The organism is Actinomadura sp. ATCC 39365 (assembly GCF_054392275.1).
Genome location: NZ_CP184335.1, coordinates 6,780,953 through 6,797,950 on the forward strand (window position 1 = coordinate 6,780,953; position 16,998 = coordinate 6,797,950).

Here is a 16,998-nt window from a genome sequence, read left to right on the forward strand (position 1 = left end):
CTAACGGCTCGTCGCGATCATGTCTGCTCACTTGACGGTGTGGGACTGGCCGGGTCCGGCGCGGGCCCCCGGACGGGGACCCGCGGCGGCGGATCAGTCCTCGTACGCCTCCAGCGGCGGGCAGGAGCACACCAGGTTGCGGTCGCCGTACGCCTGGTCGATGCGGCGCACCGGCACCCAGTACTTGCCCTCGCGCAGCGAGGCCACCGGGTAGGCCGCCTCGGTCCGCGAGTACGGGTGGGCCCACTCGTCGGCGGTGACCGACTCGGCCGTGTGCGGCGCGTTGCGCAGCGGGTTGTCGGTCTTGTCGTAGTCGCCCGAGGCCACCTTGGCGATCTCGCCGCGGATGGCGATCATGGCGTCCACGAACCGGTCGAGCTCGTCCAGGTCCTCGCTCTCGGTCGGCTCGATCATCAGCGTCCCGGCCACCGGGAACGACATGGTCGGCGCGTGGAAGCCGTAGTCGATCAGGCGCTTGGCCACGTCGTCGACGGTGACGCCGGTCTCCTTGGTGATCTGGCGCAGGTCCACGATGCACTCGTGGGCCACCAGGCCGCCGCGGCCGGTGTAGAGCACCGGGTAGTGCGGGGCCAGCCGCCGGGCCAGGTAGTTGGCCGACAGGATGGCCTGCTCGGTGGCCGCCGTGAGGCCCTCGGAGCCCATCATCCGCACGTACGCCCACGAGATCGGCAGGATGCCCGCCGAGCCGTACGGGGCGGCCGAGACCGGGCCGACCGGGCCGCCGTCGCGCAGCGGGTGGCCGGGCAGGTAGGCCGCCAGGTGGCCGCGGACCGCGACCGGGCCGACGCCGGGGCCGCCGCCGCCGTGCGGGATGCAGAACGTCTTGTGCAGGTTGAGGTGGGACACGTCGGCGCCGAACTCGCCCGGCTTGGCCAGGCCCACCAGGGCGTTGAGGTTGGCGCCGTCGACGTAGACCTGGCCGCCGGCCTCGTGCACCTTGGCGCAGACCTCGGTGATCGACTCCTCGTACACGCCGTGCGTGGACGGGTACGTCACCATGATCGCGGCGAGCTTCTCGCGGTGCTTGGCGATCTTGGCGTCGAGGTCGGCCAGGTCGATGTTCCCGTCGCTGTCGCAGGCCACGACCACGACCCGCATGCCCGCCATGACGGCGCTGGCCGCGTTCGTGCCGTGGGCCGAGGACGGGATCAGGCACACGTCGCGCCCGGTGTCGCCGTTGGCCTGGTGGTAGGCCCGGATGGCCAGCAGACCGGCGAACTCGCCCTGGGAGCCGGCGTTCGGCTGGATGGAGACCGCGTCGTAGCCGGTCACCTCGGCCAGCCAGCCCTCCAGGGTGCCGATGAGCTCCCGGTAGCCCTCGGTCTGGGCCTCCGGCGCGTACGGGTGCACGCCGGCGAACTCCGGCCAGGTGATCGGCTCCATCTCGGTGGTCGCGTTCAGCTTCATCGTGCACGAGCCGAGCGGGATCATCGAACGGTCGAGCGCGATGTCCTTGTCCTGGAGCCTGCGCAGGTAGCGCAGCATCGCGGTCTCGGAGCGGTGGCTGTGGAAGACCGGGTGGGTCAGGTAGTCCGACTCGCGCAGCAGCTCGGCCGGCAGCGCGTCGGCCTCCAGCGCCACCTCCTCGCGTTCGACGCCGAAGGCGGCCCACACCTTGACCAGCTCGGCCGCGCCGGTCTTCTCGTCGCAGGCGATCGAGACGTGGTCGTCGTCGGCCTGCCACAGGTTGACGCCCCGCTCGGCGGCGGCGGCCACCACCTCGGCGGCCCTGCCGGGCACGCGGACGAGCACGGTGTCGAAGAACTCGCCGTGCACGACCTCCAGGCCGGCCTCGCGCAGCCCGCCGGCCAGCGCGACGGCGTGCCGGTGCACGCGGTGCGCGATCCGGCGCAGGCCCTCGGGGCCGTGGTAGACGGCGTACATGCCGGCGATCACGGCCAGCAGGACCTGGGCGGTGCAGATGTTGCTGGTGGCCTTCTCGCGGCGGATGTGCTGCTCGCGGGTCTGCAGGGCCAGCCGGTAGGCGGGGTCGCCGTCGACGTCGACCGACACGCCGACCAGGCGGCCGGGCATCTGCCGCTGCAGGCCCTCGCGTACGGACATGTAGGCCGCGTGCGGCCCGCCGAACCCGAAGGAGACGCCGAAGCGCTGGGAGGAGCCGATGGCGATGTCGGCGCCCAGCTCGCCGGGAGCGGCCACGAGCGTGAGGGCCAGCAGGTCGGCGGCGGCCACGACGATCGCGCCCGCCTCGTGCGCCCTGGCGGCCACGTCGCGGAAGTCGCGCAGACGGCCCGAGGCGCCCGGGTACTGGACGAGCACGCCGAAGCACTCGGGCAGCTCGCCGTCGAGGTCGTGCTCGACCAGCGTGATGCCGAGCGGCTCGGCGCGGGTGGCCAGCACGGCCTTGGTCTGGGGCAGCGTGTCGGCGTCGACCACGAACACGTCGCTCTTGGACTTGCCGGCCCGGCGGGCCAGCGTCATGGCCTCGGCCGCGGCGGTGGCCTCGTCCAGCAGGGAGGCGCCGGCGACGTCGAGGCCGGTCAGGTCGGAGACGACCGTCTGGAAGTTCAGCAGCGCCTCCAGGCGGCCCTGCGAGATCTCCGGCTGGTACGGCGTGTACGCGGTGTACCAGCCCGGGTTCTCCAGCAGGTTGCGCCGGATGACGGCGGGCGTGACGGTGTCGTGGTAGCCCAGGCCGATCATGGAGGTCAGCACCCGGTTGCGGGAGGCCAGTTCGCGCAGCTCGGCGATGGCCTCGGTCTCGCTCGCGGCGGCCGGCAGCTTGAGCCGGTCCTTGACCCTGATGGCCTCGGGCACGGCCACGGCCACCAGATCGCCGACGGACTCGAAGCCCACCGCCTCGAGCATGCGCTGCTGCTCGGACTCGGATGGGCCGATGTGCCTGGACGAGAACGGCGGAGCGGACAGGTCGGTCATGGAGGTTGCCTCCCGAGGCTTGGAGACCGGCGCCAGGGCGCGGGCGAGTGCCGGATCTCCCCCTCTGTCATCGCGACGTCATCGCGACCTGAGAGCTTCACCCCACCGTGGGGCTTGCACCGTCGGTGAGGTGCGCCTGGCGGGCGCACCTGCTTTCCAGAGTTGCCTCACCCGAGCGGTACGGGATGCCTGAGAGATTCCGGGGAGGGTTGCTCCTTCGGCGCCCCAGGACCGAAGCCCAGGGACTCTCCCGCACGGGGTCATCAGCCTTACTCTGTCCTAGATTACTACGGTGTGTTCAGCGGTTCAGCTCACCCCGTGCGGCGTGCGCGGCGCCGCTTGGCGAGCTCGTCAGTGGGATGGTCGGCCGGGACGGTGTCCTCGACCGCCGCCCGTTCCCCCGGCAGCTCCGCGAGGGAGCCCTCGACCTCTCGCCAGACCCGGCCGAGCGCGATGCCGAACACGCCCTGGCCGCCCTGGAGGAGATCGATCACCTCGTCGGCCGAGGTGCACTCGTAGACGCTGACTCCGTCGCTCATGAGCGTGATCTGCGCGAGGTCGGCGACCCCGCGGTCACGCAGGTGCTGCACCGCGGTGCGGATCTGCTGCAACGACACTCCGGTGTCGAGCAGCCGCTTGACGACCTTGAGCACCAGGATGTCGCGGAAGCTGTAGAGCCGCTGCGAGCCCGAGCCGTGCGCGGCTCTTATCGTGGGCTCGACCAGGCCCGTGCGCGCCCAGTAGTCGAGCTGCCTGTAGGTGATGCCGGCCGCCGAGCAGGCTGTGGGCCCGCGGTATCCGATGTCGTCGGGCAGCGTCGCGGGCTGCTCGTCGAAGAGCAGGCCCTGCTCTCCGGCACGCTGCCGCGCGCTCTCGCGCCGCACCGGATCTTCCTGGCCGGCCGTCTTTCCCTCGCCGCTGCTGACCGCCACGCGGACCTCCGGCTTTCTCTCATCCCATGGCCTGATCTGGGGGTTCGTAAAGGGCGACCACGGGTTTCACTTGCACCGTAGGACCGTGACCATGCTCAGTCAACGATCCGGCTCGGCGCGTCGTGAAGCGTAAATGCACTGAAATACCTACCCCGCCCTGCCGAAGTCCTCGGGAGTGATCGTGTCAAGGAACTCCCTGAACTTCTCCACCTCGTCCTCCTGGTCGTCAGGGATGATCACGCCGGCCTCCTGGACCACCTCTTCGCTGGCGAAGATGCGCGCGCCGGTGCGCAGCGCCAGGGCGATCGAGTCGGAGGGCCGGGCGCTGACCTCCACGCCGTTGGAGAACACCAGGTCGGCGAAGAAGATGCCGTCACGCAGGGCCACGATGTTGACCGCGCGCAGCCCGACGCCGAGCGCGCTCAGCACGTCCCTGAACAAGTCGTGGGTGAGCGGCCGGGGCGGCGGCTCCTCGGCCTGCGCCAGGGCGATCGCGGTCGCCTCGGTCATGCCGATCCAGATCGGAAGGAACCGTTCCCCGTGTGCCTCCTTGAGCAAGACGATCGGCTGATTTGTGGGCATCTCAACTCGAACGCCCACGACCTCCATCTGCAACACGGGCTGCTCCGTATTCGACCGGCCGGTCGCCCGGCACAGCTGTTGACTGGGTCGTTTCTGCTACACGCTTGTGCATTTCAACGTAACACCCGGCAGGCCTGGAATGTGCCCCGGCCTTCCAGCTCTGTGCCCTCAGCGGCCCAGGACAGACCTGACGCCGACGCGGACCAGGGAGGCGTGCAGGTCGAGCAGGAGCGTGGACAACTCCCTGGCAGCCTCGTCGGCCTCGCCGATGGCGCCGGGCGCGCGGCGCTTGAGTATGGGCGCGACGGTCTGCTCGACCAGCCCGCACTCCCGCTCGGCGGCGACCTTGACCGCGCGCAGGTGGCGGGCGTGCAGGCCGAAACGGGCCAGGGCGCCGACGCTGCGCGCGATCTTCAGCGCCTCCTCGTCGTAGCGCCTGGCCACGGGGGTGAGCAGGCCGTAGTCCTCCAGCTCGGCGAGGGTCTCCTCGTCGATGCCGGCCGCCTCCAGCAACTGGGCCCGGTCGTACCGGATCTCCTGGGTCTGCTGCACCGCGCGCGGACGGCCGAAGCTCTCGGCCATCTTGTCCTTGATCACCCGCAGCGGCAGGTAGTGGTCGCGCTGCTCGGTCAGGATGAAGCGCAACTGCTCGACGTGGAGATGGGTGAACTTGCGGTAGCCCGAGGGGCTGCGCTCGGGCTCGATCAGCCCCTCGCCCTCCAAGAAGCGGATCTTGGACACGGTGACGTCGGGGAACTCGCCCTGCAGCAGGGCGAGCACCTCCCCGATGCTCATGTGCGAGCGTGCCGCCTGTGAGCTCATGCGCCGGCGTTGACCCTCATCAGGAAGACGAGGCGGAACTTGCCGATCTGCACCTCGTCTCCGGAGTGCAGGGGGACCTCCTCGATGCGCTCCCGGTTGACGTAGGTGCCGTTGAGGCTGCCCACGTCGCGTACGGAGAACTGGCCACCGCGGTGGCGGTAGAACTCGACGTGGCGGCGGGAGACGGTGATGTCGTCGAGGAAGATGTCGCTCTCCGGGTGGCGCCCGGTCGTGGTGAGGTCTTTGTCCAGCCGGAACCGGCTGCCCTGGTTGGGCCCTCTGGTCACCGTGAGCAACGCCGTGCCGGGCGGGAGCTGTTCGACCAGCGCCCGTTCGGCCAGGAGCATGTCGCCTGTCTCAGCCTCGTACGCCTCGATTCCCGCGACCGAGATCGTCGACGTGGTGTCCCCGGAGACCTCGGGTCTGGTCAGCGGTGACCCACAGCGGGAACAGAAACGGGCATCCTCGGGGTTGGCGTGCCCGCACTGCGTGCAGTAGACGCTCGGCATCGATCGGCTCGGCCTCCTACCGCGAAGACGCGGCGACGGTGCTGGGGACGCGCCTGCCTTCGCTCTTCAAGTTTGCGAATGCCGCAACTTACGCTGATCAGCGGCAAAGGTCAAGGCGGGGCGCTGGACTGCGGTTCGGACGCTGACAAAGTTACCGCCGCCCCCACCCCGTGGTCCATGCCGCCGCGCGTTTCTACATTACGATCTTGCGGCACTCCGCGCGCACATCTCGGGCGACGGCTTTTCCGCTACTCTACGTGATCAGACGGCTGCCCGCTCGACCACGCGGGCCCACCGTTCGAGCAGCGCCTGTGCGCCGTCCATGTCGGGGGCCTCGGCCCACAGGTCGGTGACCGGCTCGGCGGCGGCGGGCAGGATCAGCACCCACGACCCGTCGTCGCGGGCGACCCGCACGCCGTCGGTGGTGTCCACGCGCCAGCCGTCGGGCTCGGCCTCGGCGGCCTCGATGACCGAGCGCATGACCGCGCCCTTGGCCGCCCACTGGGTCGGTACGCTCCGTCGCAGCAGCTTGACCTCGGGGATCCTGGCGTCGATCTGGCTGAGCGACAGCCGGGTGCGGGCCACCAGCCCCAGCAGGCGCATGAACGCGGCCAGGCCGTCGATGGCCGGGCTGAACTCCGGCACGACGAACCCGCCGCGCCCGTCGGCCGCGAAGATCATGTCGGGGCCCTGGGCGGCGGAGGTCAGGGCGTCGAGCGCGGTCGAGGTCCACTGCACCTGCACGCCGTGGAAGCGGCAGACCTGCTCGGCGACCCGCGTGGTGGTGACCGGCAGGGCCACCCGGCCGCCCCGGCGCTCGGCCGCCACCAGGTCCAGCACGACCAGCAGGGCGCGTTCCTCGCTGATGAGCTGGCCGGTCTCGTCCACCAGCGCGATGCGTTCGCCGACCGGGTCGAAGCGCACGCCGAACGCCGCCCGCGAGGAGCTGACCAGCTCCGACAGGCGTTGCAGGTCGCGGCGGCGCTCGGCCAGCGTCTCGGTGGGCGAGACGTCGTCCAGCCGGGCGTTGACGGTGAGCACCTCGACGCCGGCGCGGCTGAGCAGCGTGGGCATCACCAGGGAGGAGGTGCCGCCGGCGCAGTCGACCACGACCTTCATGTCCTTGACGCCGGTGACGCCGATGGCCCGCATCAGCTCGTGCGTGTAGCCCTCGACGGCCCTGGCCGGGTAGTGCAGCTCGGCGATCTCGCCGGGGAAGGCGCGCCGGTACTCCTGGCGGGAGAAGACGCGCTCCAGCTTGCGCTGGGCGGCCGGGGGCAGGTCGGCGCCGCGGTCGTCCATGATGACGATGTCGACGCTCTGCGGGTCGCCGGGCGTGGTGCGCAGGGCGATGCCGCCGGCGGCCGACTCGCGGGCGGTGTGGAAGCGGGCCACGGGCAGCGGCGCCGCCTCCAGGTCCAGGACGTTGATCGCGGCGGCGGTCAGGGCGCCGATGACGGCCCGCTTGAGCGCCCTGGCGGCCAGGGAGCAGTCGCGGGAGGTGACGACGTAGGCGCCCTTGCGCAGGGTGGTGGCGTACGCGCCGGCCAGGCGGACGCACAGCTCGGCGGTGATCTCGACGTTGACCAGGCCGCTGACCCCGCGCGGGCCGAACAGGTTGCGCTGTCCGCGCGACTCCCAGATGACGCTGGTGTTGACGACCGCGCCGGCCTCGATGGTCTTGAACGGGTAGACCTTGACGCCGCTGGAGACGTACGCCTCGGCCTCGATGACGCATTCGTCGCCGATGACGGCATTCTCCTCGACGCGGGCGCCGCCCATGACGTCGGTGCTCTTGCCGATCACGCAGCCGCGCAGGTGGGCGCCGGGACCGAGGTAGACGTTGTCGTGGACGACCGCGCGGTGCAGGAAGGCGCCCTCGCGCACGACCGCGTTGTTGCCGAGCACCGTGTACTCGCGCAGTTCGGCGCCCGCCTCCACCTTGGCGTAGTCGCCGATCAGCAGCGGGCCCTTCAGGACGGCGTCGGGGTCGACCGTGGCCGAGTCGGCCACCCAGACGCCCGGGGAGAGCTCGAAGCCGCCGATGTCGAGGCGAACCCGGCCGGACAGCGCGTCGGCCTGGGCCTTGAGGTAGCTGGCGTGGGTGCCGACGTCCTCCCAGTAGCCGGCGGCGACGTAGCCGTAGATGGGGGCGCCGCGTTCCAGGAGGGCGGGGAAGACGTCTGAGGACCAGTCGACCGGTTCGCCGTCGGCCACGGCGTCGAGTATCTCGGGTTCCATGACGTAGATGCCGGTGTTGACGGTGTCGGAGAAGACCTGGCCCCAGGTGGGCTTCTCCAGGAAGCGCTGAACGCGTCCGCTCTCGTCGAGGATGATGATCCCGAATTCGAGCGGGTTGGGAACGCGTTTCAGACCGATGGTGACAAGAGCCGAATTTTCGCGATGAAAACGGATCATGTCGGATAAGTCGATATCCGTGAGGGCGTCGCCGGAGATGACCAGGAAGCGGTCGTCGCGCAGGCGGGCGGCGGCGTTCTTGACGCTGCCCGCGGTGCCGAGCGGCAGGTCCTCGGTGGCGTACTGGAGGTTCATGCCCAGCTCGTCGCCGTCGCCGAAGTAGTTGCGCACGAGGGCGGCCAGGAACTGCAGGGTGACGACCGTCTCGGTGATGCCGTGCCGTTTGAGCAGGCGCAGGACGTGTTCCATGATCGGGCGGTTGGCCACCGGGAGCAGAGGTTTGGGCTGGTTGGCGGTCATCGGACGCAGCCGAGTCCCCTCCCCGCCCGCCATGACGACCGCCTTCACCCGATCACTCCTTCGTGGTCGCGGTTACGAGTTGGCGCACCTGCACCACATACAGGATCCCTGCCCACCAATACAGGCCCGTGCCCCAGATCGCGAAGGCCCACCCAGCAATTCGCGCTATATCGGCATACCACCCGGTGTGGGAGGCGAGGAAGAGCAGCGGGAAGGCGTACATGAGGTTGAACATGGCGGCCTTGCCCAGGAAATGCACCTGAAGTGCCTTATATCCGTGTTTGCGAAGTACGGGGAACGAACAGGCGACGAAGAGCTCCCGCGCCACGATGACGGCCACCAGCCACCACGGGATGACCTCGCGCAGCAGCAGCGCCAGGATCGTGGCGAAGACGTACAGCTTGTCGGCGGCCGGGTCGATCACCCGGCCGAGCTTGCTGGTCTGGTTGAACGCGCGAGCGATCTTGCCGTCGAGCCAGTCGGTGAACCCGGCCACGATGAGGATGGCGATGGCCCACCCGTCCGCCCTGGGCCCCAGAACCAACCAGAGGAACACGGGCACGCCGAGCAGGCGCAGGAAGCTCAGCAGGTTGGGAACCGTCCAGATCCGGTCCTCGGCGGAAGTTTCGCTCACGCAGAGACCCTACTGCGTGGAACTCCGGCACAGACGCCCCACCAGCGACCATTCCCCGCTCGCACTCCCCCGGCTGGACGCGGGGCCGATGGGGGTTGGTGGCGTTTCGCGGCATGTGGGGGCGGGAAAAGGCTGGATGATCGATCCCCCCGCGCTGCCTGCCTGCCTGCCTTGGGGGGATCGGATGTGGCCCTGGGAGTCCGGCGTGCTGCGGGACGCGCCGGAGATCGCCTTGTTCCTCTGCCTGGCCCTCGGGTTCGCCCTGGGCAGGCTGAGGTTCCGCGGGGTGGCCCTCGGCGGCGCGGCCGGGACGCTGGCCGCCGCCCTCGCCGTCGGGCTGCTGACCGGCGGCGTCGAGGTCCACCAGCAGGTGCGCGTGATCGCCTTCTCGATCTTCGCCTTCACCCTCGGCTACACCCTCGGGCCCGCCTTCTTCGCCGCGTTCTCCGGGCGCAACCTGCGGTACCTGTGGTTCACGGTCGTCGAGGTCGTCGGGGCGCTGGCGGTCGCGGCGCTGGTGGCGGACGCGCTCGGGCTGGACCCGGGCACCACGGCCGGGCTGGTCGCCGGGGCGGCGGCCGGGCCGGTGGCCCTGGGCACGGCGGCCGACGCCCTGCAGGCCGCCGGGATCGCGCAACAGGCGCTCGGGCCCGCGTACGTCCTGTCCTATCTCCTCGCCCTGGTCACCATCGCGCTGCTGACCGTCAGGGCCGCGCCCGCGGCGCTCCGGTTCGACCCCGGGGAGGAGGCCGCGGCGCTGTGGCGGCGGCTGGACGGCGCGGAGGAGACGCCGCCGCCGGCCGTGCTGGGCCGGGCCCACCAGGTCACCACCGGCGAAGGCAGGACGGTCGGGCAGGCGGAGATCGCGATGGGCACCCGGGTCTCGGTGGAGCGGCTGCGCAGGAACGGCCGGCCGATCCCGTTCGGCCCCGGCACGCTGCTGCAGCGGGACGACGAGGTCGTGGTGGTCGGCGTGCGGCAGGACGTCGTCAACGCCGCCGCGGTGGTCGGGCCCGAGGTGCCCGGCGGGCGGGAGCTCGACCTGGACCTGGAGGTGGCCGACGTCATGCTCGGGGGCCGGCCGCCGGCGACCGTGCGCGACCTGCGCGCCGGGCTGCCCGGCCAGGGGGTGCAGGACCTGCACGTGTGCGAGGTGACGCGGGTGGGGTGCCGGTTGCCGGTCAGGCCCGGGACGGAGCTGTGCGCCGGTGACGTGGTGCGGGTGACCGGGATGAAGCGGGACGTGGACCGGGCGGCGTCCTGGCTCGGGGCGCGGGCGGACGCCGGGCGGCGGGCCGACGTCGTCTACCTGGCCGCCGGGCTCGTGGCGGGACTGGTGGCGGGCCTGGCGGGCGGCCTGACGGCGTCGCTCGGGTGCCTGGCGGCCGGGCTGGTGTTCGGCCGGGCACGGGCGGGACGGGCCGGCTTCGGGCAGTACGACGCGAGCGCCGCCCGGGTGGTGGGCGAGGTGGCGCTCGGCGTGTTCGTGGCGGCGCTCGGGCTGTCGGCCGGGCCGGCGGCGGTGGAGCTGGTGGGGCGGCACGCCTGGCAGGTTACCCTGGGCGCGGTCGCCACGGCCGCCGTGCCGGTGGTGATCTCGCTGGCCATGGGGGCCAAGCTGATGATGTTGCCGCCGCCGCTGGTGCTGGGCGCGGTGACCGGGCAGCACGGCCTGACGACCGTCCTCGGCGGGGTGCGCGGCATGTCGGGGAACGGGACGCCGCTGCTGGCCTACACGGTGGTGCACGCGTTGTCGGGAGCCGTGCTGGCCCTGCTGGGCCCCGCCGCGGTGGCCCTGGCCCGGTGGCTGGGCGCCTGAGCGCCACCGGCTCCTCGGGGCGGTCAGGTGCGCAGGAAGGCGTGGGTGTGGCCCACCGGCTCGAAGCCGAGGCGGGCGTAGAACTCGCGCGGCCAGTCGGCGGCGTCGGCGACCAGGAACGTCAGCTCGCTGCCGGCCGTGGCGGCCAGCAGCGCGGTCAGCAGGGCGCGGGCGAAGCCCTGGCCGCGGTGGCGCTCCAGGGTGTAGACGTTCTCGATCTGGGCGACGCCTTCGTGCACGTAGAGGTCGGCGTGGGCGGCGATCTGTCCGCCGGGGGCGCGTACGGCGTGGAACTCGACCCGGTCCGCGCCGGACGCGCGGGCCGCGGCGCGGGCGGCGAGCCCGTCGACCACGCCCTGCGACGCCTGCGGCAGCGAGGCGCGCCACTCCTCGCGCAGCACGGGCAGCAGCTCCTCCAGCGTGAGCCGCTCGGTGGCGGCGGCCGCTGAGGGGCGGGCGCCGCGGAAGGCCATGACGACGTTCGTCTCGTGGCCGTAGCCGGCGGCGGCGAAGGCGGGCCGGAACTCCTGGCCCAGCCGGTCGTCGTCGACGCACACCAGCCGGTGACCGAGCCCGGCGAGCCGTTCCTCGGCCGCCGCGAGCACCGGCCCCGGGCCGCCGCTCCAGACGACGAGCTTGTTGTCGTCGTGCGACATCGGGTAGCGCTCGTCGAGCACCGCGAACCCGCCGGGGACCGGCGCCACGACGGGCGCCTTGCGGCGGGCGAAGGCGTGCACGAAGGAAAGGGCCCGGGCCAGCTCGTCAGCCACCGCGCGCGGCTCGCAGGAAGGCCCTGATCAGGGCGGAGTCCTTGACGCCCGGCGCGGTCTCGACGCCGCTGGACACGTCGACCCCCCACGGGCCGGCGGCCTCGACGGCCTCGGCCACGTTGGCCGGGTCGAGCCCGCCGGCCAGCATCCACCGGCCGGACGGGCGGCCGCGCACCGCCGCCCAGTCCCAGGGCTCCCCCGAGCCGGGACGCGGGGCGTCGACGATGAGCAGGTCTTCGTCGTAGGCGCCGCACCGCAGGTCGGCGGCGGCGTCGACGGCCCGCACGAGCGGCCGGCCGAGGTCTTTCAGCGCGGTGAAGTCGGCGTGGGGGTGGTGGCCGTGCAGCTGCACGGCGCGCACGCCCGAGGCCAGCGCGGCGGCCCTGACCTCCTCGGGGGTCTCGCCCCGGAAGACGCCCACGGTGAGCACGTGGGGCGGGATCGGCGCGGCCAGCTCGGCCGCCCGCTCGGGCGTGACCCTGCGCGGGCTCCGGGTGAGCACGAACCCGATGGCGTCGGCACCTGCCTCGACGGCGGCCTCGACGTGCTCGGGCTCGCTCAACCCGCAGATCTTCACATACACATCTCTGACCTTAGCGGCGCCGCGACGCCGACGGCGACCACGACCAGATCAGCAGCGCGCCGATGAGGCCGAACAGCAGCACCCCGTTGGGCAGGTGGGCGCCCAGCCAGAGCCAGGTGACGTGCTGGAGGCCGCCGACGACGAACAGCGCGACGCTGGCCCACGCCGGCCAGCCGGCGCCGCGGCCGGGCCGCCAGACCAGGATCGCCAGCACGATCTGCACGAGCGCCACCAGGTGGACGACCATGCCCGCCATGACGTGCGTCTCGGCCACCGGCCCGCCGCCCGCCGAGACGGCCTGCCCGGCGAACGAGGCGGCCACGAGCAGCGCGGCGGCCTGGGCGATGATGGCGACGCGCAGGCTGTAGAGCAGCCCCGCCGACACCTGCCGCGTCGTGCCGGGACGCGGCATGACCTGTGTCTCCCCCATGATGTGGATCCTTTCTGCGAACGAAGGACCCATATCGTGTCGAGGACGGCCGCATACGGTCGTCAGCCTGCGGGATGACCTCCCGATCCCCCACGTGGCGGACGGACCGGGCGGAAGGCGGCGTCCACGAGACCGGAGCGGTGGGCGACCACGGCGGCCTGGATGCGGTTGCGCAGGCCGAGCTTGTCCATGGCGGCGGCGATGTGCGTCTTGACGGTGGTGACGCCGACGTGCAGCTCCTCGGCGATCTCGGCGTTGGACAGGCCGGTGCCGACCAGGGCCAGCACCTCCAGCTCGCGCTCGGTCAGCCCGGACGGCGGCGGCGTGGCGGCCTGCTCCTCGGCGGCCAGGAACCGTTCCACGACCCGGCGCAGCACCGAGGGGGCCAGCAGCTGCTCCCCCGCGGCGGCCCTGCGCACGGCGTCGACCATGCGTTCCGGCTCGTCGTCCTTGACCAGGAAGCCGACGGCGCCGGCGCGCAGGGCGGCGTGCACGTCGGCGTCCTCGGCGAACGTGGTGAGCACGACCACGCGGGCTCCGGGGCGGGCCGCCAGCACCCGCCTGGTCGCCTCCAGGCCGTCGACGCGGGGCATGCGCAGGTCCATGAGGATGACGTCGGGCACGTGGCGTTCGGCCAGGCGGACGGCCTCGGCGCCGTCCTCGGCCTCGCCCACGACCTCCATGTCCCCCGCGGCCTGCAGCAACATGCGCACGCCCGCGCGGACCAGCGCCTGGTCGTCGGCCACCAGCACGCGGATCATGCGGCGCTCCTGGCGGGCAGGCTGGCCAGCAGCAGCCAGCCGCCGTCGCCGTCGGGGCCGGCGCTGAGGGTGCCCCCGAGGGCGCGCACCCGCTCGCGCATGCCGGCCAGGCCGCGGCCGGAGGAGGGCAGGCGCTCGATGACGGTGGGCGGGCGGCCGTTGCGGATCTCGATGGACAACCCTTCCTCTGCGGGGGCCACGGTGACGCGGACCCGGGTGCCGGGTCCGGCGTGTTTGAGCACGTTGGTGAGGCCTTCCTGGACGATGCGCGCGGCGGAGGCGCGGGCGATGAGCGGGGCGCGGTCGCTGGCCGGGTCGAGGTCGAGGTGGACGACGAGGCCGGCGGCGGCCATGCGTTCGGCGGACTCGCGGACCACGTCGGCCGGGTTGGCCAGCAGGTCGGGGCCGCGGTCGGGGTCGCGCAGCAGGTCGAGCAGGTCGCGCAGGTCCTGCAGCACCTGGTGGCCGGTCTCGCGGATGTCGGACAGCGCGTCGGCGACCGGCCCGTCGGGCGCGGTGTAGCGGGCGGCGCTGGCGCGCAGCACCATGGCGCCGACGTGGTGGGCCACGATGTCGTGCACGTCGCGGGCGATGCGCTCGCGCTCGGCGAGCTGGTCGGCGCGTACCTGGGCGACCGCGAGCCGGGCCGACTCCTCGGCGCGCAGGCGTTCGGCGGCGGCGGCGGCCCGGCGCATGCCGAGGTAGCGGCCGATCGCGATGGGCGTGGCCACCAGCGTCATCAGCACGCCGACGCGGAGCGGGGTGATCTCGGTGCCGTCGCCGACGACGGCGATGGCGGCCAGCAGGCAGCCGGTGAGGTACGCGGCCCCCGTCCAGGCCCAGGAGGCGACGCGCATGGAGAACACGCCGATCGCGATGAGCGTGAGGATCAGGCAGGTGTTGACGGAGTCGTTGAGGTAGGTGTCGGCGGCGATCAGCAGCACGCCCTGCAGCAGCAGGACCAGGCCGGGCAGGCGCCGGGCGACGCCGAGCGACAGCCCGCCGACCACGGCGAGCAGGCCGATCACCCACACCGGCAGCGCGCCGCTGTGCCAGGAGGTCCAGGTGCTGAGCACGGTGATGGCCACGCCGCCGGCGGCCAGCAGCGCGTCCGGCGTGACGTCGCGCTCCTCCAGCCGCTCGGCCGAGCTGCGCAGGTAGGCCCCCAGGACGGTGGGGAAGACGGGCAGCAGCACCGAGTACATCCAGGTGTTGCCGGTCATCGCGATGCCGGGGTCGGCGATGTTGACCGCCGTGGCCAGCACGGTGGCGCCCACGCCGACCAGGGCGGCCCGCCCCGGGACGCGGAAGCCGACCACGCCGAGCGCGACGCAGATGAGGATCTGCGCGGTGTTGGAGGTGTAGGAGCCGAGCTGGTCGCTGAGCACGAGGAAGGCGGCCAGGTAGAGGGTGACGACCAGCGGCCGCCGCCGGACGAACCCCATGGGCAGGCCCACCAGAAGGGCCATGGGGATGTTCATCGACGCCGGCAGGTACGCGGTGTCGCCCGCGTGGGCCGTCGTCAACAGGTCCAGCCCCACGCCAGATGCCGCGAGCAGGACATCGAGCGGCACACCACGCCAACGCATGGGCTCACGCTATCCACCCTCGACCGATACCTGATCCTCCGCGCGGAGGACCCCGTCTCCTCCTACTGGCCGCAGGTTCGTCCAGAGGAGGGAGCGCAGAGGGTGATCTTCCCGATACGTTCGGGGCCATGTCCAACGACACCGCAATGTTCCTCGGCCAGTTCCTGCGCGCCCCCGCCGTGATCGGCGCCGTCGCCCCGAGTTCGCGCCGGCTGGCCGCGGCCGTCTGCGCGCCGGTCCCGGAGCGCGGCGAGCCGACCGTGGTGGAGCTCGGGCCGGGCACGGGCCCGTTCACGGCGGAGATCCAGCAGCGGCTGGCCGGGCGCGGCCACCACCTGGCCGTCGAGGTGAACGAGCGGCTCGCGGTGCTGCTCGCCGCGCGGTTCCCCGCCGTGGACGTGGCGCACGCGGACGCGGCGCGCCTGGGCGAGCTGCTGGCCGGGCGCGGGCTGAGCCACGCCGACGTCGTGGTGAGCGGCCTGCCGTGGGCGGCCTTCCCCACGGGGCTGCAGCACGAGCTGCTGGACGCGGTGACGCAGGTGATGAGCCCCGGCGCGGCCTTCACCACCTTCTCCTACATCCACGCCATCCCGCTCAGCTCGGCCCGGCGGTTCCGGGCGCTGCTGGCCGAGCGGTTCGAGGAGGTCGTGCCCGGACGTACGGTGTGGCGCAACACGCCGCCGGCGTTCGTCTTCCACGCCCGCAGACCTCGACCCTGAACAGAACGAGATTCTACGATGGCGTGATGGATTTCACCCTTCCCGAGAGCGCCCAGGCCGTCCAGCGCGGCGTCGCCGAGATCTGCGCCCGCTACGACCTCGACTACTGGCAGCGGTGCGAGAGCGACAAGCGCTGGCCGGAGGAGGTCTGGGCCGACCTGGCCAAGGGCGGCTGGCTGGGCCTGGCCGTGCCGGAGGAGTACGGCGGGGGCGGGCAGGGGCTGCTGGAGCTGGCCGTGGCCACCGAGACGCTGGCGAGCTCGGGCGCGGCGGGCGGCTCGGCCTTCACGTACGTGCTCACCCCCGGCTTCGGCGCGCTCACCCTGGCCCGGCACGGCACCGCCGAGCAGCGGGCCGAGCTGCTGCCCAGGCTGGCCACGGGCGAGGTCGAGACGTGCTTCGCCCTGACCGAGCCGGACGCCGGCTCCAACTCGCTGGCGATCACCACCTCGGCCCGCCGCGACGGCGGCGACTACGTGCTCAACGGCCAGAAGATCTGGATCACCGGCGTGCAGCGCGCCACCTGGATGCTGCTGGTGACCAGGACGGTCCCGGCGGCCGAGGCCAGGCCGCGCACCCACGGGCTGACCGTGTTCCTGGTGAACGTGCCCGAGGCGGTCGCCGCCGGGCAGCTGTCCTTCCGGCCGATCCCCAAGATGGGCGCGAACACCACGCCGTCCAACATGGTGTTCGTCGACGACCTGCGGGTGCCCGCCACCAGTGTGGTCGGCGAGGTGGACGGCGGCGCGGCCGTGCTGTGGGACATCCTCAACCCCGAGCGGGTGCTGCTGGCCGCCTCCGCGCTGGGCGGCGCCGAGGTGGCGCTGCGGGTGGCGGTCGGCTACGCCAAGGAGCGCGAGGTGTTCGGCCGCCCGATCGGCGCCAACCAGGCCATCGCGTTCCCGCTGGCGCAGGTCAAGGCCAAGATCGAGCTGGCGCGGCTGATGCTCTACAAGGCGGCCTGGTCCTTCGACCGGCAGCTGCCGTGCGGCACCGAGGCCAACATCGCCAAGCTGACCGCCTCCCAGGCCGCGTGGGAGGCGGCCGACGCCGCGTTCCAGACGCACGGCGGTATGGCGTACTCGCTGGAGTACCCGGTGGCCAGGTTGCTGGCCGACGCCCGTATCGGAAGGGTGGCACCCGTGACCGAGGAGCTTCTGCTCAACTACCTCGCGACACAGGTGCTCGGGTTGCCCCGGAGTTTCTGACGG

The 16,998-nt window shown here is 72.4% G+C and carries 15 protein-coding genes and 1 riboswitch; of the genes, 3 read left to right on the forward strand and 12 right to left on the reverse strand.

Annotated elements, in window-relative coordinates; all coding sequences use genetic code 11:
- Window positions 1-93: 93 nt before the first annotated feature.
- The 7 genes from gcvP to clsA all read right to left on the reverse strand — a co-directional run bounded on the left by gcvP (window position 94) and on the right by clsA (window position 9,116).
- Window positions 94-2,919: an aminomethyl-transferring glycine dehydrogenase gene (gene gcvP / locus ACNF49_RS33210; protein ID WP_357975616.1), complete on the reverse strand. Its 2,826-nt coding sequence runs from the start codon at window positions 2,917-2,919 to the stop codon at window positions 94-96.
- 166 nt (window positions 2,920-3,085) lie between these two features.
- Window positions 3,086-3,182: riboswitch (glycine riboswitch) on the reverse strand.
- 48 nt (window positions 3,183-3,230) lie between these two features.
- Window positions 3,231-3,851, reverse strand: coding sequence for a MerR family transcriptional regulator (locus ACNF49_RS33215; protein WP_357975614.1), 621 nt, complete (start codon window positions 3,849-3,851; stop codon window positions 3,231-3,233).
- A 147-nt stretch (window positions 3,852-3,998) separates the two neighbouring features.
- A complete protein-coding gene (locus ACNF49_RS33220) occupies window positions 3,999-4,469 on the reverse strand; it encodes a bifunctional nuclease family protein (RefSeq protein ID WP_090771501.1) in 471 nt (156 codons plus the stop codon).
- Between the two features lie 132 nt (window positions 4,470-4,601).
- Window positions 4,602-5,228: a transcriptional regulator FtsR gene (ftsR, locus tag ACNF49_RS33225; protein ID WP_357975611.1), complete on the reverse strand. Its 627-nt coding sequence runs from the start codon at window positions 5,226-5,228 to the stop codon at window positions 4,602-4,604.
- Window positions 5,229-5,251: 23 nt separating this feature from the next.
- On the reverse strand, window positions 5,252-5,764 hold the full coding sequence (locus ACNF49_RS33230) for a double zinc ribbon and FHA domain-containing protein (protein ID WP_352325615.1): 513 nt from the start codon (window positions 5,762-5,764) through the stop codon (window positions 5,252-5,254).
- 261 nt (window positions 5,765-6,025) lie between these two features.
- Window positions 6,026-8,530, reverse strand: a complete 2,505-nt coding sequence (locus ACNF49_RS33235; protein ID WP_357975607.1) for a sugar phosphate nucleotidyltransferase — start codon at window positions 8,528-8,530, stop codon at window positions 6,026-6,028.
- A 4-nt stretch (window positions 8,531-8,534) separates the two neighbouring features.
- Entirely contained in the window at window positions 8,535-9,116 is a 582-nt protein-coding gene (gene clsA, locus ACNF49_RS33240; RefSeq protein ID WP_352350843.1) for a cardiolipin synthase ClsA, read from the reverse strand.
- Window positions 9,117-9,300: 184 nt separating this feature from the next.
- Here clsA and ACNF49_RS33245 point away from each other — a divergent pair, with 184 nt between their 5' ends.
- On the forward strand, window positions 9,301-10,935 hold the full coding sequence (locus ACNF49_RS33245; RefSeq protein ID WP_482940035.1) for an aspartate-alanine antiporter-like transporter: 1,635 nt from the start codon (window positions 9,301-9,303) through the stop codon (window positions 10,933-10,935).
- A 23-nt stretch (window positions 10,936-10,958) separates the two neighbouring features.
- Here ACNF49_RS33245 and ACNF49_RS33250 read toward each other — a convergent pair whose 3' ends face one another.
- From ACNF49_RS33250 to ACNF49_RS33270, 5 genes are all read right to left on the reverse strand, one after another.
- Window positions 10,959-11,705, reverse strand: a complete 747-nt coding sequence (locus ACNF49_RS33250; protein WP_482940036.1) for a GNAT family N-acetyltransferase — start codon at window positions 11,703-11,705, stop codon at window positions 10,959-10,961.
- Window positions 11,698-12,288, reverse strand: a complete 591-nt coding sequence (locus tag ACNF49_RS33255) for a phosphoribosylanthranilate isomerase (RefSeq protein ID WP_357975599.1) — start codon at window positions 12,286-12,288, stop codon at window positions 11,698-11,700. The genes ACNF49_RS33250 and ACNF49_RS33255 overlap by 8 nt, the downstream gene beginning before the upstream one ends.
- A 10-nt stretch (window positions 12,289-12,298) precedes the next feature.
- Window positions 12,299-12,718, reverse strand: coding sequence for a hypothetical protein (locus tag ACNF49_RS33260; RefSeq protein WP_482940037.1), 420 nt, complete (start codon window positions 12,716-12,718; stop codon window positions 12,299-12,301).
- 62 nt (window positions 12,719-12,780) lie between these two features.
- Entirely contained in the window at window positions 12,781-13,479 is a 699-nt protein-coding gene (locus tag ACNF49_RS33265) for a response regulator (protein ID WP_357975594.1), read from the reverse strand.
- The gene (locus tag ACNF49_RS33270) at window positions 13,476-15,068 is read right to left on the reverse strand and encodes a sensor histidine kinase (protein WP_357975591.1); all 1,593 of its coding nucleotides are present in this window, start codon (window positions 15,066-15,068) and stop codon (window positions 13,476-13,478) included. The genes ACNF49_RS33265 and ACNF49_RS33270 overlap by 4 nt, the downstream gene beginning before the upstream one ends.
- A gap of 128 nt (window positions 15,069-15,196) precedes the next feature.
- Between ACNF49_RS33270 and ACNF49_RS33275 the strand changes: the two genes are divergently transcribed.
- Entirely contained in the window at window positions 15,197-15,787 is a 591-nt protein-coding gene (locus tag ACNF49_RS33275) for a class I SAM-dependent methyltransferase (protein ID WP_357975588.1), read from the forward strand.
- A 26-nt stretch (window positions 15,788-15,813) separates the two neighbouring features.
- Window positions 15,814-16,995, forward strand: coding sequence for an acyl-CoA dehydrogenase family protein (locus tag ACNF49_RS33280; protein ID WP_357975585.1), 1,182 nt, complete (start codon window positions 15,814-15,816; stop codon window positions 16,993-16,995).
- Window positions 16,996-16,998: the final 3 nt, after the last annotated feature.